The sequence below is a fragment of the Pseudomonas sp. PDM09 genome (assembly GCF_014852305.1).
Classification (GTDB): Bacteria; Pseudomonadota; Gammaproteobacteria; order Pseudomonadales; family Pseudomonadaceae; genus Aquipseudomonas.
Genome location: NZ_JACVBI010000008.1, coordinates 68,473 through 90,750 on the forward strand (window position 1 = coordinate 68,473; position 22,278 = coordinate 90,750).

25 protein-coding genes are annotated in these 22,278 nt (G+C 60.7%); 13 read left to right on the plus strand and 12 right to left on the minus strand.

Features of this window, described 5'->3' with window-relative positions; genetic code table 11:
• Positions 1-231: 231 nt before the first annotated feature.
• The 4 genes from IB250_RS19595 to IB250_RS19610 form a co-directional block, all read right to left on the minus strand.
• Positions 232-750, minus strand: a complete 519-nt coding sequence (locus tag IB250_RS19595) for a DUF3299 domain-containing protein (RefSeq protein ID WP_123720598.1) — start codon at positions 748-750, stop codon at positions 232-234.
• A gap of 11 nt (positions 751-761) precedes the next feature.
• Positions 762-2,027, minus strand: coding sequence for an ABC transporter permease (locus IB250_RS19600; RefSeq protein WP_192345288.1), 1,266 nt, complete (start codon positions 2,025-2,027; stop codon positions 762-764).
• 1 nt (position 2,028) lies between these two features.
• Positions 2,029-2,739: an ABC transporter ATP-binding protein gene (locus IB250_RS19605; protein WP_192345289.1), complete on the minus strand. Its 711-nt coding sequence runs from the start codon at positions 2,737-2,739 to the stop codon at positions 2,029-2,031.
• A 134-nt stretch (positions 2,740-2,873) separates the two neighbouring features.
• A complete protein-coding gene (locus tag IB250_RS19610; RefSeq protein WP_192345290.1) occupies positions 2,874-3,467 on the minus strand; it encodes a DUF2796 domain-containing protein in 594 nt (197 codons plus the stop codon).
• 135 nt (positions 3,468-3,602) lie between these two features.
• On the opposite strand from IB250_RS19610, the gene IB250_RS19615 reads away from it, so the two are divergent.
• Positions 3,603-3,950, plus strand: coding sequence for a hypothetical protein (locus IB250_RS19615; protein ID WP_123498496.1), 348 nt, complete (start codon positions 3,603-3,605; stop codon positions 3,948-3,950).
• A 30-nt stretch (positions 3,951-3,980) separates the two neighbouring features.
• Here the strand turns inward: IB250_RS19615 and trxA are convergent, their stop codons facing one another.
• The 3 genes from trxA to IB250_RS19630 form a co-directional block, all read right to left on the minus strand.
• A complete protein-coding gene (gene trxA, locus IB250_RS19620; RefSeq protein ID WP_192345291.1) occupies positions 3,981-4,853 on the minus strand; it encodes a thioredoxin in 873 nt (290 codons plus the stop codon).
• 174 nt (positions 4,854-5,027) lie between these two features.
• Positions 5,028-5,684 carry a class I SAM-dependent methyltransferase gene (locus IB250_RS19625; protein WP_192345292.1) on the minus strand — a complete coding sequence of 219 codons (657 nt, stop codon included), beginning with the start codon at positions 5,682-5,684 and terminating at the stop codon, positions 5,028-5,030.
• The gene (locus IB250_RS19630; protein WP_192345293.1) at positions 5,681-6,145 is read right to left on the minus strand and encodes a YbaY family lipoprotein; all 465 of its coding nucleotides are present in this window, start codon (positions 6,143-6,145) and stop codon (positions 5,681-5,683) included. The genes IB250_RS19625 and IB250_RS19630 overlap by 4 nt, the downstream gene beginning before the upstream one ends.
• A gap of 117 nt (positions 6,146-6,262) precedes the next feature.
• Between IB250_RS19630 and nrdR the strand changes: the two genes are divergently transcribed.
• The 12 genes from nrdR (at position 6,263) to IB250_RS19690 (ending at position 15,287) form a co-directional block, all read left to right on the plus strand.
• Entirely contained in the window at positions 6,263-6,727 is a 465-nt protein-coding gene (gene nrdR / locus IB250_RS19635) for a transcriptional regulator NrdR (RefSeq protein ID WP_007906838.1), read from the plus strand.
• On the plus strand, positions 6,724-7,857 hold the full coding sequence (ribD, locus tag IB250_RS19640; RefSeq protein WP_192345294.1) for a bifunctional diaminohydroxyphosphoribosylaminopyrimidine deaminase/5-amino-6-(5-phosphoribosylamino)uracil reductase RibD: 1,134 nt from the start codon (positions 6,724-6,726) through the stop codon (positions 7,855-7,857). The genes nrdR and ribD overlap by 4 nt, the downstream gene beginning before the upstream one ends.
• Positions 7,858-7,904: 47 nt before the next feature.
• A complete protein-coding gene (locus IB250_RS19645; RefSeq protein WP_123720561.1) occupies positions 7,905-8,582 on the plus strand; it encodes a riboflavin synthase in 678 nt (225 codons plus the stop codon).
• Positions 8,583-8,613: 31 nt separating this feature from the next.
• The gene (ribBA, locus tag IB250_RS19650) at positions 8,614-9,705 is read left to right on the plus strand and encodes a bifunctional 3,4-dihydroxy-2-butanone-4-phosphate synthase/GTP cyclohydrolase II (RefSeq protein WP_007906834.1); all 1,092 of its coding nucleotides are present in this window, start codon (positions 8,614-8,616) and stop codon (positions 9,703-9,705) included.
• Positions 9,706-9,796: 91 nt separating this feature from the next.
• Positions 9,797-10,273, plus strand: coding sequence for a 6,7-dimethyl-8-ribityllumazine synthase (gene ribE, locus IB250_RS19655; protein WP_003228649.1), 477 nt, complete (start codon positions 9,797-9,799; stop codon positions 10,271-10,273).
• Entirely contained in the window at positions 10,270-10,770 is a 501-nt protein-coding gene (nusB, locus tag IB250_RS19660; protein WP_007906833.1) for a transcription antitermination factor NusB, read from the plus strand. Before ribE ends, nusB begins: the two co-directional genes overlap by 4 nt.
• 177 nt (positions 10,771-10,947) lie before the next feature.
• Complete coding sequence (thiL, locus tag IB250_RS19665) at positions 10,948-11,913, plus strand: thiamine-phosphate kinase (protein ID WP_192345295.1); 966 nt, start codon at positions 10,948-10,950, stop codon at positions 11,911-11,913.
• On the plus strand, positions 11,910-12,413 hold the full coding sequence (locus IB250_RS19670) for a phosphatidylglycerophosphatase A (RefSeq protein WP_008073949.1): 504 nt from the start codon (positions 11,910-11,912) through the stop codon (positions 12,411-12,413). Before thiL ends, IB250_RS19670 begins: the two co-directional genes overlap by 4 nt.
• A gap of 47 nt (positions 12,414-12,460) precedes the next feature.
• Positions 12,461-13,174, plus strand: coding sequence for a substrate-binding periplasmic protein (locus IB250_RS19675; RefSeq protein WP_225603655.1), 714 nt, complete (start codon positions 12,461-12,463; stop codon positions 13,172-13,174).
• A gap of 279 nt (positions 13,175-13,453) precedes the next feature.
• The gene (ribA, locus tag IB250_RS19680) at positions 13,454-14,071 is read left to right on the plus strand and encodes a GTP cyclohydrolase II (RefSeq protein WP_007906827.1); all 618 of its coding nucleotides are present in this window, start codon (positions 13,454-13,456) and stop codon (positions 14,069-14,071) included.
• Positions 14,068-14,487, plus strand: coding sequence for an MFS transporter (locus IB250_RS19685; RefSeq protein WP_192345296.1), 420 nt, complete (start codon positions 14,068-14,070; stop codon positions 14,485-14,487). Before ribA ends, IB250_RS19685 begins: the two co-directional genes overlap by 4 nt.
• Positions 14,487-15,287, plus strand: a complete 801-nt coding sequence (locus IB250_RS19690) for a cobalamin-binding protein (protein WP_192345297.1) — start codon at positions 14,487-14,489, stop codon at positions 15,285-15,287. Before IB250_RS19685 ends, IB250_RS19690 begins: the two co-directional genes overlap by 1 nt.
• 153 nt (positions 15,288-15,440) lie before the next feature.
• Here the strand turns inward: IB250_RS19690 and IB250_RS19695 are convergent, their stop codons facing one another.
• From IB250_RS19695 to IB250_RS19715, 5 genes are all read right to left on the minus strand, one after another.
• Positions 15,441-17,324 carry a TonB-dependent receptor domain-containing protein gene (locus tag IB250_RS19695; protein WP_192345298.1) on the minus strand — a complete coding sequence of 628 codons (1,884 nt, stop codon included), beginning with the start codon at positions 17,322-17,324 and terminating at the stop codon, positions 15,441-15,443.
• Between the two features lie 150 nt (positions 17,325-17,474).
• Positions 17,475-19,373 (minus strand): 1-deoxy-D-xylulose-5-phosphate synthase, encoded by a 1,899-nt coding sequence (dxs, locus tag IB250_RS19700; RefSeq protein WP_192345299.1) that lies wholly within the window; start codon positions 19,371-19,373, stop codon positions 17,475-17,477.
• A gap of 91 nt (positions 19,374-19,464) precedes the next feature.
• Positions 19,465-20,352: a (2E,6E)-farnesyl diphosphate synthase gene (gene ispA / locus IB250_RS19705; RefSeq protein WP_008070181.1), complete on the minus strand. Its 888-nt coding sequence runs from the start codon at positions 20,350-20,352 to the stop codon at positions 19,465-19,467.
• Positions 20,349-20,591 (minus strand): exodeoxyribonuclease VII small subunit, encoded by a 243-nt coding sequence (locus tag IB250_RS19710; protein WP_007894317.1) that lies wholly within the window; start codon positions 20,589-20,591, stop codon positions 20,349-20,351. Before IB250_RS19710 ends, ispA begins: the two co-directional genes overlap by 4 nt.
• Before the next feature lie 848 nt (positions 20,592-21,439).
• Positions 21,440-22,186 (minus strand): helix-turn-helix transcriptional regulator, encoded by a 747-nt coding sequence (locus IB250_RS19715; protein WP_192345300.1) that lies wholly within the window; start codon positions 22,184-22,186, stop codon positions 21,440-21,442.
• Positions 22,187-22,278 lie beyond the last annotated feature (92 nt).

Here is a 22,278-nt window from a genome sequence, read left to right on the forward strand (position 1 = left end):
GGGCTCCAAAGGACGTTAAAAATGTTCGATGTCCAATGGTAGGGATCCAACTGATACGGTCTTTTGACTCAGCTCAATGAAACAGTGATGGCCTTGATTTTTGCGGAACCTTCAAGGGCCTCATCGCGAGCAGGCTCGCTCCCACATTGGATCTGTGCATCAACACAAATCTCCTGTGGGAGCGAGCCTGCTCGCGATTGGCGGCCTGACAGCGACACAGAATTGCCGGATTCACTCCGGCAGCTCATACACATAAATCTTGTCCGCCTCCATCTGATACCCGGCATCCGCCAACTCGCTGGTGGATGCTTTCACCTGCAACGCCCCTTCGATCCAGTACGGCTGATACAGCTCATCAAGCTTCACGCCGACTTCGCTTTTGACATGCACGATCTGGTTCGACGGAGGCGGCGGTACGTGGATGCAGGCGCCGAAATATGGCACCAGCAGAAACTCGGTAGTGCGACCTTCTTCACTGACTTCCAGCGGCACGATGTACCCCGGTAAGCGAATGTTCTTGCCGTCGAGGCTCTTCACCACCGGCGCATTCGGCATGTCCTGCTTGGCGGCCGGGGCCGATTCTGCGGACAACGCATCGCTCATCTTCGACAGGTCATGCAGCGGCGTCATGTTCGGCACTTCTGGCGCGGCATCCGGCGGGATCATTTCCGACCAGGTCAGGTCCTTCGGCTCGGCCGCCCACAGCGGAAGGGCAACCAGCATCAATAGCGCAAGCACAGCGCGGGGCATCATTAACGTCCTCATAGTCGGAGCGACAGGCCATCGGCCAAGGATTGGCGATAAGCACGCCAGGCCGGCACGCTGCCCATCAGCAGCGCGGCGATCAGGATGCCACCGAGCAACGTCCATTCATATTCACTCGGCCAGGCCAGCGGCAAGTACAAGCCGTAATTCGCCTGCACGTAACCCTGCGCCACCGCGATGCACACATACAGCAGCGCCACACCGGCAATCACTCCGGACAACGCCAGGGCAAAGGCTTCCAGCACCAGCAGGGTCGCAATATGCCACGGCCGCGCGCCCACCGAACGCAGAATCGCCATTTCGCGGCGTCGTTCATTGAGGCTGGTGAGAATCGCCGTGAGCATGCCGATCAACCCGGTGAGCACCACGAACAGCGAGACGACGAACAAGGCTTTTTCCGCCGTGCTCATCAAACTCCACAGCTCTTGCAATGCCACGCCCGGGAGGATCGCCAGCATCGGTTCGCCACGGAATTCGTTGATCTCCCGTTGCAGCGCAAACGTCGAAATCTTGCTGTTGAGGCCGAGCATGAACGCAGTGATCGCTTGTGGCGTCAGGTCCATGTTGCGCGCCTGATCGGCACTGATCCGCCCGTTACCACGTGCCGGCACGCCGTTGTGCCAGTCGACGTGAATCGCTTCCATCCCGCCGAGGCTGATGTGCAGCGTGCGATCCACCGGGGTCCCGGTGCGTTTGAGAATACCGACCACGGTGAACGGTTTGTCGTCGTGTTTGACCAGGCTGATCACCGCCACGCCATGGGCCAACACCAGTTTGTCGCCGAGCTTGTAGTGCAGCGCATCGGCCACTTCGGCGCCGAGCACCACTTCGAACGGATCGCTGGCGAAGGCACGGCCGTCGGCCAGTTCGAGGTGCTGTTGATGGCCGTACTGGTAATGCTCGAAGTACGCCTCGGTGGTGCCCATCACCCGATATCCGCGATGGGAATCGCCGAGGGACATCGGGATCGCCCACTTCACTTTCGGGTTGTTGGCGAAATGTTCAAAGCTGTCCCAGCGGATGTTGTTGGTGGCATTGCCGATGCGAAACACCGAATACAGCAGCAGATTCACCGAGCCGGAACGCGCGCCGACGATCAGGTCGGTGCCGCTGATGGTGCTGGCAAAACTGGCCTTGGCCTCGGTGCGCACTCGCTCCACCGCCAGCAACAGGCAGACCGACAGGGCGATGGCGAACGCGGTGAGGATCGCGGTGAAGCGACGGTTAGCCAGGCTGGCCATGGCTAGACGAAACAAATACATCTCAAACCTCGGACGGGGTGGCGGCGCGATTGAGATCGGCCAGCGACAGGTGGCGATCGAACAGCGGCGCGAGGCTCTGGTCATGGCTGACAAACAACAGGCTCGACCCGGCTTCGCGGCATTCGGCGAACAGCAGGCGAATGAAGTTCTCGCGGGCGTCGTAGTCCAGCGCCGAGGTCGGTTCGTCGGCGATCACCAGTTCCGGCTGACCGATCAACGCACGTGCGGCGGCGACCCGTTGCTGCTGGCCGATGGACAGCGAATCGGCGCGGCGGCTGAGGATGTTTTCATCCTTCAGGCCCAAGTGGGCGAGCAGGGTGGCCGCGGCTTGATCGACGCTGCCGTGGCGCTGTTTCGCCCGTTCTGCTCGCAGTTTGGAGAAGTGGCAGGGCAACTCGACGTTCTCGCGTACCGAGAGAAATGGCAGCAAGTTGAACTGCTGGAAGATGTAGCCGGTGTGATCGACCCGGAAGTGGTCGCGGGCACCGGCAGAGAGTTCGGTCAGCTCCTGGCCGAGCAGGCGGATGCTGCCGCGATCAGGCTTTTGCACACCGCCGAGCAGGCCCAGCAGGGTGGTCTTGCCGCTGCCGCTGGGGCCTTTGAGGAACAGGGTTTCACCGGGTTCCAGGCGGAACGCCGGGATGTCCAGCAACGGCGGATGCCCGGGCCAGCTGAAGCTCAGGCCGGACAGTTCGATGAGTGCTTGGGTCATGTGAAACCGGTCAGGTTGGTGGTGAACCCTGTGGGAGCGGGCTTGCTCGCGAAAGCGGTGTGTCAGTCACATCATTGCTATATGTGCTGCCGTCTTCGCGAGCAAGCCCGCTCCCACATTGGATTAGTGTCGGATCAGAATTTCAGGGCGGCAGCCTTGGCTGTTACTTCAATCCCTTGCTGCCCGCTCGGGCTGATCAGTTGTACCTGAATCTTCTGGGTGGCCGGGAATGTGTTGAAGATATTCGCCAGGTCCAGGGTCTTCAGTGCGCCCGGAGCCGAGCAGCTGAATTGGTAATGGGCATGGATTTCGCTGTGGTCATGGTGATGCTCATGACCATCCTTGGCCTCTTCTTCATCATGGTCATCGGCATCCGGCTTGTCACCGAACAGCGGGCTTTCCAGTTCCTGAGTCGCGACCACGCAACCGGCGGCTTTCGGCAGGTTGAACAGCACCAACGGTTTTTCCAGCTGCGCGTGGACGGCGGTGACTTTGGCCTTGTCGGCGTCAGTGGTGGCGGCGTGTTCGAAACCCACCAGATTCATCGCCGGGCTTTCCAGCTCCAGCTCCAGAGTCTGGCCATCCAGCGCCGCATTCAGGCGACCGACGCCATGTTCGTGGGCGCTAAGGCTGCCATGTTCATCATGATCGTGATCATGCTCGACCGCCGCATGGGCGACAGCCAGCGGCAACAAGGCAAACGGCAAAGCGAGCAGCAGACGGCGCATGACGGATCTCCGGAGAGTAAAATGAAAAGTTTGTTATGTAATCTTATAACGAAAGTGCGGAGAGTTTGACCGTCTGCTTGGCGTTGCGCAAGACCCATGGGAGCATGGGAGTCAGGTATGGGCAGGAGCAGACTTATGTTGCGAATACGCGGAAGCATCGGCGACTGGCCGGTGGATTTGACACTGGAGCTCGATGAAGGCGACTGGGCGCAACTCGGTGCGCAGTTGCAGGCAGCAAAACCCGAGGCCAGTGTTGCGCCCGCCAAACCGGTGAATCAGGACGATGCGCTGTGGCAGATCGCCCAAGAGTTGCTACGCAAGGCCGGACAATTGAGCGGGCCGGATTTGCTGGAGCAACTGGAAGGGTTGACGGGCAGCGCAGCGGCGGGCAAGCGCTTGTTGGTGCGCTTGCGCCACTGTGCAGACGTCAAAGTGGTGAGCGGCGGGGATACGCCGCTGTACAGCTGGCATAAGCCAGCGTAGGAGCTGCCGAAGGCTACGATCTTTTGATCGTTAATAGAGAGCAGCGAACAACTTGCGACGGTACGTGGTCACCAGCGGGTGATCGTTGCCCAGCAGTTCGAACACTTGCAGCAAGGTCTTGTGCGGCAAGCCTTCGCTGTAGCTGCGATTGCGGATGAACAGCTTCAGCAAGGCATCCAGCGCCGCGTCGTATTGCTGACGGGCCAGTTGCTGGATCGCCAGTTGATAGACGGCCTCATCGTCCTGCGGATTTTTTGCCAGACGTGCTTTCAGGTCTGCTGCATCCGGCAAATCCCTGGCCTGACCGAGGAACTGGATCTGCGCCTTGGCGCCGGCCAGGGCAGCCTTGTGCTCATCGGTCTTGACCGCGTCGAGCACGATTTGCGCTTCACCCAGTTCGCCGCGCTCAGTCAGGCAGCGGGCGTAGAGGATCAGCGCCTTGGCGTTAGTGTTGTCTTCAGCCAGTAATACTTTGAGGGTGGCTTCGGCGTCGGCGTAACGGCCGTCATCGAACAGCGCCTGAGCCTGTTCGAACGGGTCGGCCGCGGCGGGCGGCGGCATTTGCACGTGGGGTTCGAGCATCGTGCGCACAGCCGATTCCGGTTGTGCACCGGTAAAACCGTCCACCGGCTGACCGTCCTTGAATAGCACCACAGTCGGCAGACTGCGAATGCCGAAACGCGCAACAATGTCCTGCTCGATGTCGCAATTGACCTTGGCCAGCAGCAACTCGCCCTGATAGCTCTCGGCAATGGTTTGCAACATCGGCATCAAGGCCTTGCACGGCGCACACCATTCGGCCCAGAAATCCACCAGCACCGGTTTGTGAAAAGAGTTCTCGATCACCGACTGGTCGAAATCGGCAGTCGTGGCGTCGAAAATGTACGGCGTTTCCTGACTCATGGGGGATCTCTTTGGAAGCGTGAATATGCTCACTATAAGGGCTGGCGCAAAAGATCGCAGCCTTCGGCAGCTCCTACAGGATCGGGTTCACACGCGCACGACGCGGAACGCATACGGCCGGGGTAAGACGCGAACGGCGCAGGAGCTGCCGAAGGCTGCGATCCTTTGGCGACTTCAAGCGCGCCGCGCGTGGTAGAGGCTCACATGCCGAAACTCTTCGGGTTCGGCCAGATCCGGCAAGGTCATTGCCTCCAGCATTTCAATGCGCTGATACAACGGGTGGCGAAAATCCCTCACGCGCGAATCCGCCACCAACGCCTCCCGGCCACGGCTGAGAAACTCATCGAGCAGCGGCAGATTTTCCCGGTCGTACAACACGTCGGCCACCAGAATCAGATCGAACCGATCGGCCTCGGTGAAAAAGTCCGTCGAGTAGCTGAGTTGCACGCCATTGAGTTCGGCATTCGCCCGACACGCGGCAATCGCCAACGGGTCCAGGTCACAGGCCACCACTTCCAGTGCCCCGGCTTTCACCGCCGCAATCCCGGCGACCCCAGAGCCGGCGCCGAAATCCAGCACCCGTTTACCTTCGACCCATTGCGGGTGCTCGGCGAGATAGCGAGCCACGGCCAGCCCACTGGCCCAGCAGAAACTCCAATACGGCGGTTCGTGAAGAATGCGCCGGGTTTCTTCCGGGCTGAAGGCGCGATCCATATTGTCGCCATCGATCAGCCACAGTTTCAGCTCGGTGCCGGGTAACTCACAGGCTACAAGCTGTGCATCACCAAGCAGTTCACCCAACGCCTGTTGCAGGTCGAGCGGTGCAATCATGGCGCTTTGACGAATTGCAGCTGACCCAATGCCTGGGTGGTTGGCTGTGTGATCATTTGCGCCGGCAGATGCAGAATCAACTGTCCGGACTGGCTGGCGCGACCACGAAGCTCGACACGGGCACCGGCTGGAAAGGACTCGGGGTTGAAGCGCAGGCGAAATGGCAACACTTGATTGGTACCGATCAGGTTGGCACTGGCGAGCAATAGTTGCGGACGATCCTTTTCGTCGATCACCAGCAACGCCAGTTCGACTTCGGCACCGGCCGGCACGCCCTGCAGAGTGCCGCTCAATTCACGTTGATAAGCCGGCAGGGGGCCGAGTTCGGTCGAGGCCTTGGCTTTCTTCTGCGCCTGTTGCGGTGCAGGGCCGGGCGTTGGTGGCTGGGGCTTGGGCGCATCGCTGCCACAGGCCACCAACAGGCTGAAAAGACTGAGCAAAATGAGTGGTCGTAAAGACATTGGCGGCTCCAGCAAGCGAAATCCATAGACAGCCAGTCTGTATACCGCAAACCCTATGGCTTGTCTTGCCACGGGGATGCGCTACCATGGCCCTCCCATTTTTTGTTGCCTGCCACCATGCACTGTCCCTTCTGCGGTGCCAACGACACCAAGGTCATCGACTCGCGTCTGGTCGCCGAGGGCGAACAGGTGCGCCGCCGGCGTGAATGCCTGGCCTGCGGCGAACGTTTCACGACGTTCGAAACCGCTGAACTGGTGTTGCCGCGCCTGATCAAAACCGACGGCAGTCGCCAGCCGTTCGACGAAGAAAAACTCCGTGCCGGTATGCAGCGGGCGCTGGAGAAGCGCCCGGTGAGTGTCGAGCGCCTCGAATCGTCGCTGGTGCACATCAAACACAAGCTGCGCGCCACCGGCGAACGCGAGGTCAAATCCCTCGTGGTCGGCGAACTGGTGATGGCCGAGCTGAAGAAGCTTGATGAAGTCGCCTATATCCGCTTCGCTTCGGTGTACCGACGCTTCCAGGACCTCAACGAGTTCCGCGAAGAGATCGATCGCCTCGCCCGTGAGCCGGTGAAAGAATGACCACACCTCCCGAACAAGCCATCCTCGATGCGCATTACATGGCCCGGGCCCTGGAACTGGCGCGCAAAGGTCATTACACGACGCATCCCAACCCCCGGGTTGGCTGCGTGGTGGTGCGTGACGGGCAGATTGTCGGCGAAGGTTGGCATGTGCGCACCGGCGAACCGCACGCCGAAGTCCACGCCCTGCGCGTCGCTGGCGACAAGGCGCGGGGCGCCACGGCTTACGTGACCCTCGAACCTTGCAGCCACCACGGCCGTACGCCGCCCTGCGCCGATGCGCTGGTGAATGCCGGTGTGGCGCGCGTCGTTGCGGCGATGCAGGACCCGAACCCGGAAGTCGCCGGTCGCGGTCTGCAGCGTCTGGCCCAGGCCGGTATCGCCACTGAAAGCGGCGTGCTGGAAGGCGAGGCGCGCAAGCTCAATCAAGGCTTCCTCAAACGTATGGAACATGGCTTGCCGTTCGTGCGGGTCAAGTTGGCGATGAGCCTCGACGGTCGCACGGCGATGGAAAGCGGCGAGAGCCAGTGGATCACCGGGCCGGCGGCGCGTTCGGCGGTACAGCGTTTGCGCGCCCAGGCCAGCGTGGTGCTGACCGGCGCCGACACGGTACTGGCGGACAATGCGCGCTTGACCGTACGTGCCGACGAGTTGGGTCTGGACGCTGAACAAACGGCCTTGGCCATGAGCCGTCCGCCGCTTCGCGTGCTGATCGACGGTCGCCTGCGGGTGCCGCTGAATGCACCGTTCTTCAAGGCCGGTCCGGCATTGGTCGCCACGTGTGTCGCGGTGGAAGAACAGTACGCCAACGGCCCGGAATGCCTGATCGTGCCGGGCGATGATGGCCAGGTCGATCTGCATCGGTTGCTGGTCGAACTCGCCAACCGTGGCGTCAATGATGTGCTGGTCGAGGCCGGCCCACGACTGGCTGGCGCGTTTGCCCAGCTCGGGCTGGTGGATGAGTTTCAGATATTCATTGCCGGCAAGTTTCTCGGCTCCTCGGCCCGACCCTTGCTGGACTGGCCACTGGCGCAGATGAAAGACGCGCCCGAGCTCAAAATCACCGAAATCCGCGCGGTTGGCGATGACTGGCGAGTCACTGCCATCCCTGTGCCATTGGCGAGCGTATAATTCCCGGCCATTGCTCTAGCGCTGGCTCTGTTCTCGAGGAGGACTCCATGTTTACCGGCATCATCGAATCCATCGGCAGTATTCGTGCATTGACCCCAAAAGGCGGAGATGTGCGGGTTTACGTAGAAACCGGCAAGCTCGACCTGAGCGACGTCAAACTGGGCGACAGCATTGCCGTCAATGGCGTGTGCCTGACCGCGGTTGAATTGCCGGGCAATGGCTTTGCGGCGGACGTCAGTCGCGAAACCCTCGATTGCACCGCTATGAATGACCTCAAAAGCGGCAGCCCGGTGAATCTGGAAAAAGCCCTGACCCCGACCACGCGTCTGGGTGGGCATCTGGTCAGTGGTCACGTCGATGGCGTGGGCGAAGTGGTTGCCCGTACCGAGAATGCTCGCGCTGTGGAGTTCCGCATCCGTGCCCCGAAAGACCTGGCCAAGTACATCGCCCATAAAGGCTCGATCACCGTCGACGGCACCAGCCTGACCGTGAACGCAGTCGATGGCGCCGAGTTCTTGCTGACCATCATTCCGCACACCCTGAGCGAAACCATCATGGCGTCGTACCAGCCAGGCCGCCGGGTGAATCTTGAAGTCGACTTGCTGGCACGTTATCTGGAACGCCTGCTTTTAGGCGATAAAGCCGCAGAGTCTGACTCTTCGCAAAGGCCGTCCAGTAACATCACCGAAAGTTTTCTGGCCGCCAACGGCTACCTCAAATCCTGAAGCTCAAATTTCGAAAGAAGGGGGGTGCCTTGTGGCGCTCAATAGCATCGAAGAACTGGTTGAAGACATCCGCCAAGGCAAGATGGTCATCCTCATGGATGACGAAGACCGCGAGAACGAAGGCGACCTGATCATGGCCGCCGAGTGCTGCCAGCCTGAACACATCAACTTCATGGCCAAGCACGCCCGTGGCCTGATCTGCATGCCGATGAGCCGCGAGCGCTGCGAACTGCTCAAGCTGCCATTGATGGCGCCACGCAACGGTTCCGGTTTCGGCACCAAGTTCACCGTGTCCATCGAAGCCGCCGAAGGCGTGACCACCGGTATCTCCGCGGCCGACCGTGCACGCACCGTGCAAGCCGCTGCCGCCAAAGACGCCAAGGCTGAAGACATCGTCAGCCCCGGCCACATCTTCCCGCTGATGGCCCAGGCCGGCGGTACGCTGGCCCGCGCCGGTCATACTGAAGCTGCCTGCGACCTGGCGCGCATGGCCGGTTTCGAGCCGAGCGGTGTGATCTGCGAAGTGATGAACGACGACGGCACCATGTCCCGTCGTGCCGAACTCGAAGCCTTTGCCGCCGAACACAACATCAAGATCGGCACCATCGCCGACCTGATTCACTACCGGATGATCCACGAACGTACCGTTCAGCGGATTGCCGAGCAGCCGCTGGACAGCGAATTGGGCCAGTTCAACCTGGTGACCTACCGTGATTCGGTGGAAGGCGACGTGCACATGGCCCTGACCCTGGGCACCGTGTGCGCCGAAGAGCCGACGCTGGTCCGGGTTCACAACATGGACCCGCTGCGTGACCTGTTGATGGTCAAGCAACCAGGCCGCTGGAGCCTGCGCGCCGCCATGGCTGCGGTTGCCGAGGCTGGCAGCGGTGTGGTGCTGTTGCTCGGTCACCCGCTCGATGGCGATGTGTTGCTGGCGCATATCCGCGAAACCGCGGATCACAGCGCAGTGAAAAAACCGACCACCTACAGCATCGTCGGTGCCGGTTCGCAGATCCTTCGCGACCTGGGCGTGCGCAAAATGCGCCTGATGAGTGCGCCAATGAAATTTAATGCGATATCCGGTTTCGATCTGGAAGTTGTAGAATACGTGCCCTCCGAATAATGACCGGCAATTTGCGGGCCTGTATTCGCGGTTAACACATCACTGAGGGATGCGTAGAAAACGCGTCCCGGCTCTTTAAGAGATCTAACGAATGACCCTGAAGACCATCGAAGGTACCTTCATTGCCCCTAAAGGCCGCTACGCTTTGGTAGTGGGCCGTTTCAACAGCTTCGTCGTTGAAAGCCTGGTCAGCGGTGCAGTTGATGCCCTGGTTCGCCATGGCGTGAGCGAAAGCGACATCACCATCATCCGTGCGCCTGGCGCCTTCGAAATCCCGCTGGTTGCGCAGAAAGTCGCTCAGAAGGGCGAGTTCGCGGCAATCATCGCCCTGGGCGCAGTCATTCGTGGCGGTACTCCGCACTTCGAATACGTGGCGGGCGAATGCACCAAGGGCCTGGCCCAGGTGTCCATGGAGTTCGGCGTACCGGTCGCTTTCGGCGTACTGACCGTTGATTCCATCGAACAAGCCATCGAACGTTCCGGCACCAAGGCCGGTAACAAAGGTGCTGAAGCTGCCCTGTCCGCTCTGGAAATGGTCAGCCTGCTGGCGCAGTTGGAGGCCAAGTGATTAGCGACGAAAGTGATCGTTTCAACCCGCGCGATCCAAAGCCTGCGGATGCCGGCAAGCCATCGAAAAGCGTCAAGCGTCGCGAAGCCCGTCAGCTCGCGACTCAGGCGCTGTACCAATGGCACATGGCCAAGCAGTCGCTGAACGAGATCGAAGCGCAGTTTCGGGTCGATAACGATTTCAGCGATGTCGACGGCGCCTACTTCCGTGAAATCCTGCATGGGGTTCCGGCTCAGAAGGACCGGATCGATGCCGCACTGGCGCCATGCCTGGACATCACCATCGAAGAGCTGGACCCGGTTGAACTGGCCGTTCTGCGCCTGTCCACCTGGGAGCTGCTCGAGCGCGTTGATGTGCCGTACCGCGTTGTGATCAACGAAGGTATCGAACTGGCCAAGGTCTTCGGTTCCACCGACGGCCACAAGTTCGTCAACGGCGTGCTCGACAAGCTGGCCCCGCGCCTGCGTGAAGCCGAAGTGAAGGCGTTCAAGCGCTAACCAGCGCTTGAAGCAGTGTCCTGTCTCGCCGATGCGTTCCTTTTTTGGCGAGTGGCTGTTGTTGTCAGACAAGGCGCCGCGACGAGTCATAGCTGGCTATGGCGAGGAGCGGCAACGCAGACTGGCGACAACAGACGCCGCTAAAAAAGGAACAGCATTGGTGAGACAGGATACCTGATGGGCGAGTTTGAGCTGATCCGCAATTTCTTCGCCGCCGCGCCTTGTGCGCAGGGCGGCGAAGGCGTTGCTCTGGGGATCGGCGATGACTGCGCCTTGCTGGCTGTTCCTCCCGGGGAACAGTTGGCCATTTCCACCGACACGCTCGTGGCCGGTGTGCATTTCGCAGACCCCTGTGACCCGTTTCTGCTCGGTCAGCGCTCGCTGGCTGTGGCTGTCAGTGATCTGGCCGCCATGGGCGCCGCTCCCATTGCCTTTACCCTTGCCCTGACCTTGCCGACGGTGACCACCGATTGGCTGGAAGCCTTCGCCCGTGGTTTGAACCTCATGGCGCAAAATTGCGGCGTGGCGCTGGTGGGTGGCGATACCACCCGCGGGCCGTTGAGCCTGACCATGACTGTGTTCGGTCGGGTGCCGGCCGGCCTGGCGTTGACCCGCAGCGGCGCACAGCCGGGCGATTTGCTCTGCGTGGGCGGTGAGTTGGGGAACGGCGCGGGTGCATTGCCGTTGGTACTCGGTCAGCGAATGGCTGACGCAGCCATTGCTGATCCGTTGCGCGCCCATTACTGGTCACCGCAACCGCAGCTTGGTCTGGGCATGGCGTTGCGCGGCAGAGCCACTGCGGCGTTGGACATCTCCGACGGCCTGCTCGCCGACTGTGGGCATATTGCCCTGGCGTCGAAAGTCGGGGTTCAGGTGGAGCGCAGTAAGCTGCCGTTGTCGAAGGCGCTGCTGGCCTTCCTTGGTCAGTCTGGCGCTGAGCAAGCCGCCCTCAGTGGCGGTGACGATTACGTACTGGCCTTCACCTTGCCGCCCGCCGAGTTGCCATCATTGCTGGCGGACGGCTGGCCGATCCATGTGCTGGGGCAGGTGGTTGCAGGGCAGGGCGTGACACTGCTGGACGCCGACGGACACGACATCACCCCGCCAATCCGGGGCTATCAACATTTTCGGGAGACACCGTGACAGATCATCCCAAACAGGTCCCGGCGGAGTTCGTACCGCCGTCGGTCTGGCGCAACCCATGGCATTTCCTGGCGTTCGGCTTCGGCTCGGGCACCCTGCCAAAAGCGCCGGGCACCTGGGGTTCGTTAGTGGCGTTACCCTTCATTCCGTTGTGGCAGATGCTGCCCGACTGGGGCTACTGGCTGATGCTCGGCATCACCATGCTGTTCGGCTTCTGGCTGTGCGGCAAGGTCGCCGATGATTTGCGCGTGCACGACCATGAAGGCATCGTCTGGGACGAAATGGTCGGGATGTGGATCACCCTGTGGCTGGTGCCGGAAGGTTGGTATTGGTTGTTGGCGGGGTTCCTGATGTTCCGCTTCTTCGACATCCTCAAGCCCTGGCCGATTCACTGGATCGACCGGCATGTGCACGGTGGGGTCGGGATCATGCTCGACGACGTGCTGGCAGGCGTATTTGCGTGGTTGGCGATGCAAGGGCTGGTGTGGTTTTTCGTCTGAGGCGCCAAGTGAGAGAACCGGGGGTGGCGCGACGCGGGTTGCTGCTGATGGTTTTCGCGCTATTTTGCTCGTTCGCCCAGGCGGAGGATGCACCGACGACGCCCTCCGTGATTCACCTCGCCAGCGAAGCCTGGGAAGACTTTACCGCCGCCGATGGTCAGGGTTTGGGCTGGGAGGTATTACGCAAAGTCTTCGAGCCGGCGGGCGTAAAACTGGATATTCGAACCGAACCTTATACGCGCGCCATGGGCTTGGCCCAGCGTGGGGAAGTGGACGCTTGTGTCGGTTCTTATCGGGAGGAGGCGAGCGACCTGCTTTATCCACGATGGAATTTCGATACCGACCACATCTACGCCTTGGGCTTGGCCAGCAATCCGGCGCCGACCCTGGATACCTTGGGCCGCTACCGATTGGCCTGGGTACGCGGCTATAAATATCAGGCTTATCTACCCAATGTGCAGCGCTATAACGAAGTCGTGCGGCGGACGGGAATTGCGTCCATGCTGACCCACAATCGCGCCGACTATTACATCGATGCACTGACCGAAGTCGATTACGTCCTTAGCCGAGTCACGGACACGTCGCAGTTTCGCCGCACGCATATTGCGGAATTGCCGCTTTACCTGTGCTTCGCCGATACACCTCGGGCTCGCACGTTGATGGCGCTGTTCGATCAGCGCATGGAAGTGCTGGTAAAAAACGGCCAGTTGAAACCGATTTTCGAACGCTGGAAGCAACCCTATCCGTTTGACTCGAACTGAATGCAGCTCTTGTAGCAGCTGGCGAAGCCTGCGTTCGGCGGCGAAGCCGCCGTAAATTCAGGCGCTGCGGTGTGTCAGATTGACCGAGTCGACAGGTTTCACGACGGCTGCGCCGCCGAACGCAGGCTGCGCCAGCTGCTACAGGGATGTATCGCGTCGACCCGACGATCAAACTTTTTGATCGTTATGCCCCATAATTCAGCCTAAGCGTCTGTAGGAACGTGCTGTTACAATGCCGCCTCTGCGAATCTTCAGTACTTATAGATCAGGAGCACACCGGTGCCTGTCGTTTTTGTCGCCGCTTCCAAGCTGCCAACGCCTTTTGCGCAATTCACCATGCATGGCTTTCTCGACGAAGAGAACGGGCGCGAGCACGTCGTACTGAGCCTGGGTGAGTTTGCCGACGGTGCTCCGGTACTCGGCCGGTTGCACTCCGAATGCCTGACCGGCGATGCCTTGTTCAGCCAGCGCTGCGACTGCGGTTCGCAACTCGAGGCCGCCCTGCAGGCGATCGCCCGTGAAGGCCGTGGCGTGTTGCTCTACTTGCGTCAGGAAGGTCGCGGCATTGGCCTGCTGAACAAGATCCGCGCCTATGAATTGCAGGACGGCGGCGCCGATACCGTTGAAGCCAACGAGCGTCTGGGTTTTGCCGCCGACCAGCGCGACTACGCCATGTGCCTGCCGATGCTGGAGCACCTGGGCGTGAAGTCCCTGCGTCTGATGACCAACAACCCACGCAAGGTCAAAGCCTTGACCGACATGGGCATCGTGGTTGCCGAGCGCGTGCCGTTGCACACCGGGCACAACCCGCACAACAAACTCTATCTGGCGACCAAGGCGAGCAAGCTCGACCATATGATGGGCAACGAGCATCAGGGCGAGGTTGACCGGGCGTGACCCGCGGTCAGGTACGGCGGCGACTGTCCGTCAACTGGTGGCAATACCTGGCGCTGGCTTTGGTGCCGCTGTTCGTGATCAACGGCGTATTCGGCCAGAGCGAGGCGATTCTGCCGGTGCTGGCCATGCCGTTGTTCATCGCCGGTGTGGCCTCGATGTTCGTCAGCCTGAAGTTCTTTGGCGGTTACAAGCACGCACTGATCGCTACCCAGAAAGCCCTCGACACTCCTGAAGAACCCAGCGCCTGGATTGCCCTGGCCGCGAAACGCCGTGCTGCGTTTCTGGTCGCTGGCCTGCCCGCCTGGATTGGTGCGCTGGCGGTATTCGTCGGTCTTGAAGCCGTTCCATTGGTGCTGCTGGCGCTGTCGACCACGGTGCTGTTCTACCTCTACCGTATCCCGCGTCAACTCGGCTGATGCGCAGCGTCTGGCTGGCGGTGTTGCTGCTGGCCGTCAGTGGTTCGGCGGCTGCGGTTGAACGGGTCGTCAGTCTGGCACCGTCGCTTTCTGAGATTGTCGTTGAGCTGAACTCGGCTGACCTTCTGGTCGGTGTGCTGGATGCTGGCGAACGTCCCGCTGAGCTCAAAGACATTCCTTCCGTTGGCAACTACGGCCAGTTGGACATGGAACGACTGCTCAGCCTCAAGCCCGATCTGTTGCTGTTGTGGCCGGGCAGTGTGGGGCCGGCCCAGCGTGAGCAGCTCAAACGGCTGAACATTCCCACCTATGTCGCCGAACCCCACAACCTCGAACAACTTGCCGCCCAGATTGAAGTGATCGCTACGCAGCTCGGAAGACCGGAGCGTGGCGCTTCATTGGCCGAAAATCTGCGTCAACGACTCGACTCCCTGCGCCAGCGTTATCGAAGGGATGAACCAATACGGGTGTTTTATCAAGTCTGGGATCGGCCCCTGTACACCGTGGGCGGTGGGCAGATCATCAGCGATGCTCTAGCGGTGTGCGGGGCGCGCAATGTGTTTGCCGACCTGACGCAACCTGCACCGCAGGTCAGTGTGGAGGCGGTGTTGCAGCGCAATCCCGAGGTGATTCTGGCCAGTGATCAGGCGCAGCTCGATGCGTGGAAGAGCTGGCCTCAGGTAACCGCGGTGGCGCGGGGGCAATTGCTGTTGGTGACGGACAAAGGCCTGGAGCGGCCGAGTGGGCAGATGATCGAAGCGACGGCCAAGTTGTGCCAGCTAATCGCGCCTGACCTCTAACCTGTGGCGAGGGAGCTTGCTCCCGTTGGGCTGCGAAGCGGCCCCAAAACCTGCCGACGAGTTCTTTTCAGGTGGACCGAGTCAGCTTGGATTGCGGCTGCTACGCAACCGAGCGGGAGCAAGCTCCCTCGCCACAGTGATCGGGTGATGGCTTCAAATATCCGGCGTCCAGGTCACCCCGAACATCCACGCCCGGCCTTCCTCGCGATACCCATACTGACTGCCATCATGGCTGTACAACGCCCGGCTGTAGCCCTTGTCCAGCAGGTTATCGATCTTCAATTCCAGCTTGATCTCTCGATTCAGCGCCCAACTGCTGCGCAACCCCAACAACGCATACCCGCCTAACGGCTGCTGGTTGTTCTCGTCGTCATAACTGCTGCTCACCGCTTGCCAGCTGGCACCGAGGCCGAGCCGGTCGAACTGCCGATCCAGGTCCAGGCTCAAAGTCCGCCGTGCACGACGGGCGAGGGTGTGGCCGCTGTCGCGATCCCGCGGGTCGATGATCGCCACGCCGAGGTTGCTCTGCCAGCCGAACAGCTCTTGTTTCAAGGCCGCTTCGAAACCGTTGATCCGCGCCGAAGCGACGTTTGCCGGGCGGTTGTTGCTGCCGAAAATAATCGCGTCTTGCAGATCGGTGCGGTACAGCGAAGCTTCCAGGCGACTGGTTTCTGTCAGCTGACTGCGCCATTGCAACTCATAACTTTTCGAGGTTTCGGGTTTCAAATCCGGATTGCTGAAATCCGGGTAGTACAGGTCGTTGAAGGTCGGCGCGCGGAAGCCTTCGCTGTAGGTCAACAGCACATCGTTGTCCGGGTTCAGCGGCAGTGTGAACGTGCCGCTCCAGCTGTTCTGGCTGCCGAACTGCTGGTTCTGGTCGCGACGCAGGCCCAGTTCGGTAGAAAAGCTGTCGGCTTGATAGCGATGCTGGATAAACGCTGCACGGTTCCAGCGGCTGTCTTCGTCGAACGCTGTGCTGCTGTTGATTCGGTCTTCGTACCAGTCGCCGCCGAGGATCAGGCTGTTGCGTTCATCCAGGGTCAGGTCGTTTTGCCAGTTCACCGAATCGCGGTAGGTGTTGAACACGCTGCGCTCGTCGCTGAGCTTGTCGAGCGTCTTCTCACGGTTTTCGCTATGGCCGAATTCGACGCGGGTTTTCCAGCCGTCGTTGATGCGCGCATCGACGTAACTGCTGACGCTGCTCACAGCGAACTCGCTGTAGGGCTGCTGCTGGACCGATTCAAAGGTGTTCATGTCAAAGCGGCCGAACGGGTTGTCGAAGGCACTTTTGCCCTGGTTATCCAGCAGATTGGCGCCGACTTCGATGTCATCGGCGAGGGCGTGACTCAGGCTTAAGCTGACCGACTTATTGCGGTATTCATCGTGATCGCCATCACTGGGATAAGACTGGTGAGTGCGATTGATGCCTGCGGTTTCATCGAGGCTGGCACCAAGATTGAAGTGTGTCTGCCCATCGCCACCAGACAATCCAAGGCTGCGTTCCCAGGTCTGATTGCTGCCAACCCCCACGTGCATGCGGGGTTGCAAGCCTTGTTCGCCACCACGGCGGGTGAAGATCTGGATCACCCCGCCAATCGCATCGCTGCCGTAAATCACTGAACGCGAACCGCGCAGCACTTCTATACGCTCGACCTGTTCGATATTGATGTGTTGCAGGTTGCTGTCGCCGGAGGTCGAGTTGCCGATGCGCTGGCCGTCGACCAACACCAGACTTTGCGCCGACTTGGTACCACGAATGTAGACCCCCGGCAGACTGCCGCGCCCGCCGGTTTGCCCGACCTGTACGCCCGGTACCCGGCGCAGCAGGTCAGTGACACTGCTCGGCTGCAGACGGTCGATGTCGTCGCGGGTGAACACGGTGTTGGCGGCGCTGCTGTCGTTGCGCGCTTCGACCTGACGGTTGGCGCTGATCAGCACGTCCGGCAGTTTCAGGGCCTGGTCGCGTTCGAAGGTGTCGGCCAAGAGTTGGCCGGCCGGCAGGAGGGTCAGCGCCAGGGCAAAAGGGGAGAGTTTCATGGATGATCCGAGATGAATTCAGATACGACGCAACCCCCGTAGGAGCTGCCGAAGGCTGCGATCTTTTGATTCTGTTTTTTCAGGTTTGGAGCCGCCGAAGATCAGGATCAAAAGATCGCAGCCTTCGGCAGCTCCTACAGGGGGTCGGGTTTACAAGTTGAGCAGTTGCAGGCGCTGCTGCACCGCTTCTTCGATCCCTGCCTCATCCAGCCCGCATTCGGCCAGCATTTGCGCAGGCTTGGCGTGCTCGACGTAAATGTCCGGCAAGCCCAGGTGCAGCACCGACTTGAGGATGTTTTCGCGGGCGAGGAACTCGCTGACCGCACCACCGGCACCGCCCATGATGGCGTTCTCTTCGATGGTCACCAGCAGTTCGTGACTGCCAGCGATTTCGCGAACCAGTGCTTCGTCGAGCGGTTTGACGAAACGCATGTCGACCACGGTCGCATCCAGCTTCTCGGCGACTTTCAGTGCCTCGGCCAGTTGCACGCCGAACACCAGCAGGGCGACTTTGTTGCCCTGACGGCGGACGACACCCTTGCCGATTTCAATCGGTTCGAGGTCTTTCGCGATCGGCGCATTCGGGCCGGTGCCGCGCGGATAACGCACCGCCGCCGGGCCGTCGTACAGGTGGCCGGTGCTGAGCATTTTTCGCAGTTCGTTTTCGTCGCTCGGGGTCATCACCAGCATGCCGGGGATGCAACGCAGGAACGACAGGTCAAAGCTACCCGCGTGCGTCGGGCCGTCTTCGCCCACCAGGCCTGCACGGTCGATGGCGAACAGCACGTCAAGGTTTTGCACCGCCACATCATGCACAAGCTGGTCGTAAGCGCGTTGCAGGAAGGTCGAATAGATCGCCACCACCGGTTTTGCGCCTTCGCAGGCCATGCCGGCGGCGAGGGTCACGGCGTGTTGCTCGGCAATTGCGACGTCGAAATAGCGCTCCGGGAAGCGCTCGCTGAAGGCCACCAGGTCGGAGCCTTCCTTCATCGCCGGGGTAATCCCGACCAGGCGCGGATCGACCGCGGCCATGTCGCACAGCCATTCACCGAACACACCGGAATACTTCGGCCCGCCGGCTTTCTTCGGCGGGTTGGCCGGGGCGTCCAGGGGTTCGAGTTTGGTGATGGCGTGGTAACCGATCGGGTCGACTTCCGCCGGAGCGAAGCCTTTGCCTTTTTTGGTGACCACGTGCAGGAATTGCGGGCCTTTCAGATCGCGCATATTGCGCAGGGTGGCGATCAGGGTCGGCAGGTCGTGGCCATCGATCGGGCCGATGTAATTCCAGCCCAGCTCTTCGAACAGCGTGCCGGGAACCAGCATGCCTTTGGCGTATTCTTCGGTACGACGGGCGATTTCCCAGGCGCCGGGCAGGCGCGACAGGACCTTTTTGCTGCCTTCGCGCATGCTCGCGTAAGTGCGGCTGGAAAGGATTTTCGCCAGATAGTTCGACAGCCCGCCGACGTTGCGCGAGATCGACATGTCATTGTCGTTGAGGATCACCAGCATGTTGGCGTCCACTTCCGGCGCGTGGTTCAGCGCCTCGAAGGCCATGCCGGCGGTCAGTGCGCCGTCGCCGATCACCGCGATCGCCTTGCGATCACTGTGTTGCAGGCGGGCGGCAATCGCCATGCCCAGCGCTGCGCTGATCGAGGTGCTGGAGTGGCCGACGCCAAAGGTGTCGTACTCGCTCTCGGAACGACGCGGGAAGGCGGCAACGCCGTCCTTCTGGCGCAGGGTGCTCATGCGCTCGCGACGGCCGGTGAGGATTTTGTGCGGATAGGCCTGATGACCCACGTCCCACACCAACCGGTCATCCGGGGTGTCGAAGACGTAATGCAACGCGATGGTCAGCTCGATGACGCCCAGGCCGGCACCGAAATGCCCACCGGTCTGACCGACCGTGTAGAGCAATTCCAGGCGCAACTCATCAGCCAGGGTTTCCAGCTCGGCTTCGCCTAACCGGCGCAGGCCGTCCGGCGTGTTGGCACGGTCGAGCAGGGGCGTGGTCGGGCGCTTGCGGGGAATCTCATGAAACGTCGTGGGCATCAGGCGAATCGTTATAGGTATAAAAGATGCGGCAGTTTACCTGATGCATCGCCCCCTGCCCACGCGTTGGTTTTTTTTGGCGGATACGCCGTCAGCTGCGGCGATCGACGATGTACCGGGCCAGATCGCGCAATGGCTCGGCCGCCGCGTCAAACGGTCGCAGCGCGTGCAGGGCCTGGTCGCGCAGTTCCAGGGCATAGGCCTTGGCCGCGTCGAGACCGAGCAGGGCCGGGTAGGTCGGCTTGTCCCGGGCGATGTCGGCGCCCTGGCGTTTGCCGAGGGTTTCGGTGTCACTTTCGACGTCGAGAATGTCGTCCTGGACCTGAAATGCCAGGCCAATGGCCTGTGCATAACTCTGCAGGGACTTCAGTTCGTCCTTCGCGGCATGACCGCTGGCCAGGGCACCGAGCTTGACGCTGACTTCAATCAACGCGCCGGTCTTGTGCCGGTGCATGTATTCAAGGGCTTTTTGATCGAGCTTCAGACCCACCGAACCGAGATCGATAGCTTGCCCGCCGACCATGCCCGCCGGACCGGCTGCCAACGCCAGGGCGCTGACCATCTGCAGACGGGTTTCGGCGTCGCAACTGCTAAGGCGTGGGTCGAGCAGGGCGCTGAAGGCCAGGCTCTGCAAGCCGTCACCGGCGAGGATTGCACAAGCTTCATCGAATTTTTTATGCGTCGTCGGCTGGCCGCGACGCAGATCGTCGTCGTCCATGGCCGGTAAATCATCGTGCACCAGCGAATAGGCGTGGATCAGCTCCACCGCGCAGGCCGCGCCATTGGCTTGCTCGGCCTTACCGCCCAACGCCTCACACGCGGCGTAAGCCAGCAATGGGCGCACGCGCTTGCCACCGTTCATCACGCTGTAGCGCATGGCTTCGTAGAGGCGTGCGAGCTCGGGGCTCGGCGGGTTGAACAGGGTTTCCAGTGCCGCGTTAACGCGAGCCTGGCTGGTGGCCGAATACGCCGCAATCATTCTGGCTGATCCGCGTCGAAGGGTTCCTCGGCCAGCTCACCATCACGCTCGAGCAGCACTTGAACCTTCTGCTCGGCCTGAGCCAGCGCCGCCTGGCAATCGCGGGTCAGCCCGATGCCCTGCTCGAAAGCGGTCAGCGAGTCTTCCAGCGACAATTCGCCGTTCTCCAGACGCTCCACCAGCGTTTGCAGGTCGGCGAGGGATTGTTCGAAATCCAGTGCAGCTTTTTTGCGGGCCATGGCGGCTATTTCCGGTTGACGTTAAACCGGCGCGACACTAGCAGACATAGGGGTTATGGGCAAATGAGTGGGGTCTATGACGCTGCAGTTTCCGGGTGAAAACACACCCTGTGGCGAGGGAGCTTGCTCCCGCTGGGGGCGCGGAGCGGCCCCTAAACCAGACACCGCGTTTCTTCCGGCATACCGCATCCAGCAATTTGCGACTGCTTCGCAGCCGAACGGGGCGATGCGTCGTTCCGACAAGCCCCTCGCCACTGCGCGGTATCGATCATGATTAATCTGTTGAGTCATCGGGATAGTTGAACTGGGATGGGCCGATTAAAAATGCCATTCGGCTCACCGGCCAGCCATCGACAGGTGTCGCCCACGCCCGGCTGCGACCGAATCGCGCAACATCGCGGTCTGGACTCGACCCCATTTGCAATGGGCTGCCGGTCAAAGCATATTCAGGATTTATTTTCAGACATTAAAAAGCCGGCTTGTGGCCGGCTTCTCGGGGACTGGCTTGGTTTATTTTTGGTAAACCGCGCCAGCCTTCAAAACGTACACCCGGATCTTGCGTCCGGCTGTGGGACTTGGCGAGAAAGTCATCTGCCTTGTCGGTGCGATCGGAGCCTGAAGAAGGGTCGATGCGCAAATGTGGGGCGCAGCATACTGATTTTTTTGAGGAATTCCCAGCTTGGCATGCGGAGTAGAGCGGATTGTGGCGAGATGTAGCAGCTGCCCAAGGCTGCGTTCGGCTGCGAAGCAGTCGTAAACCCGGTAACCGCCATATTGAATGGTTTGCGACTGCTGCTCAGTCGAACGGGGGCAAGCCCCCTCGCCACAATGGATCATAGGGTTGCGTGCTAGAGGAACGGCACCGACGGCCGGCGTTTGTTGAGCGTCGACCACCAGAATACCCACCCCAATACCCTGATGTTTTGCTTATCGATCTGCTCGGCACTGAAGATCTCGTCTGGATACTCGGTTTTGTTATAGCTGCGCAATCGCAACGCATTCCCCGGCATCCGGTGCAGGTATTTGATCCGCAGCATCCCGTCATGCTCGATCGCATAAATTTCCCCATCAATAACCTGAGTCAGCCCACGGTCGATCGCAAGCGTCGAGCCATCTTCAATCTTTTCGCCCATGCTGTTGCCGATCATGTGGGTACAGATAGCGTCAGCGTGCTTGATTTCCAGAGAGTCGAGGTGGCTGCGAGGCAGGCGGACGGATTGGCTGGGGTCTTTGACGACGTGAGTTTTGTTGGAGCCCGGGGCGGTGGCTGTTTCTATATAGAAGGGCAATTCGACGTCGATGGGCTCGATCACCGTGTAGATGCCGCGGATGGCCTGGGCATCGAAGGTGTTGCCGGACTCGTCGAGTACGCGCAGGCGTGAGGACTCTTTCGGGCCTTCACCGGTTTTCAGCCAGTCGCTGTTTACAGACAGTAGTCTGGCGACCTCTTCCATGCGGTAGGCGGGCACACCTCGGGTGTACCAGTTGTGGATATTTTGCGCTTCCGTGTCGAAGAAAGCGGCAAATCCAGTGGTTGTGATTTTCGCTGCTTCAAGGAGTGCTTTAAACCGTGGGCCGCTAGTGTTCTTTTTCATAAACACGAGTCTACTGGCGCAGGACGGGGGTTTGAATAAACGATCCGTTCAAATTTCGAGGGAAATTTAAGACTGGATGTAAGGCGCTTTTA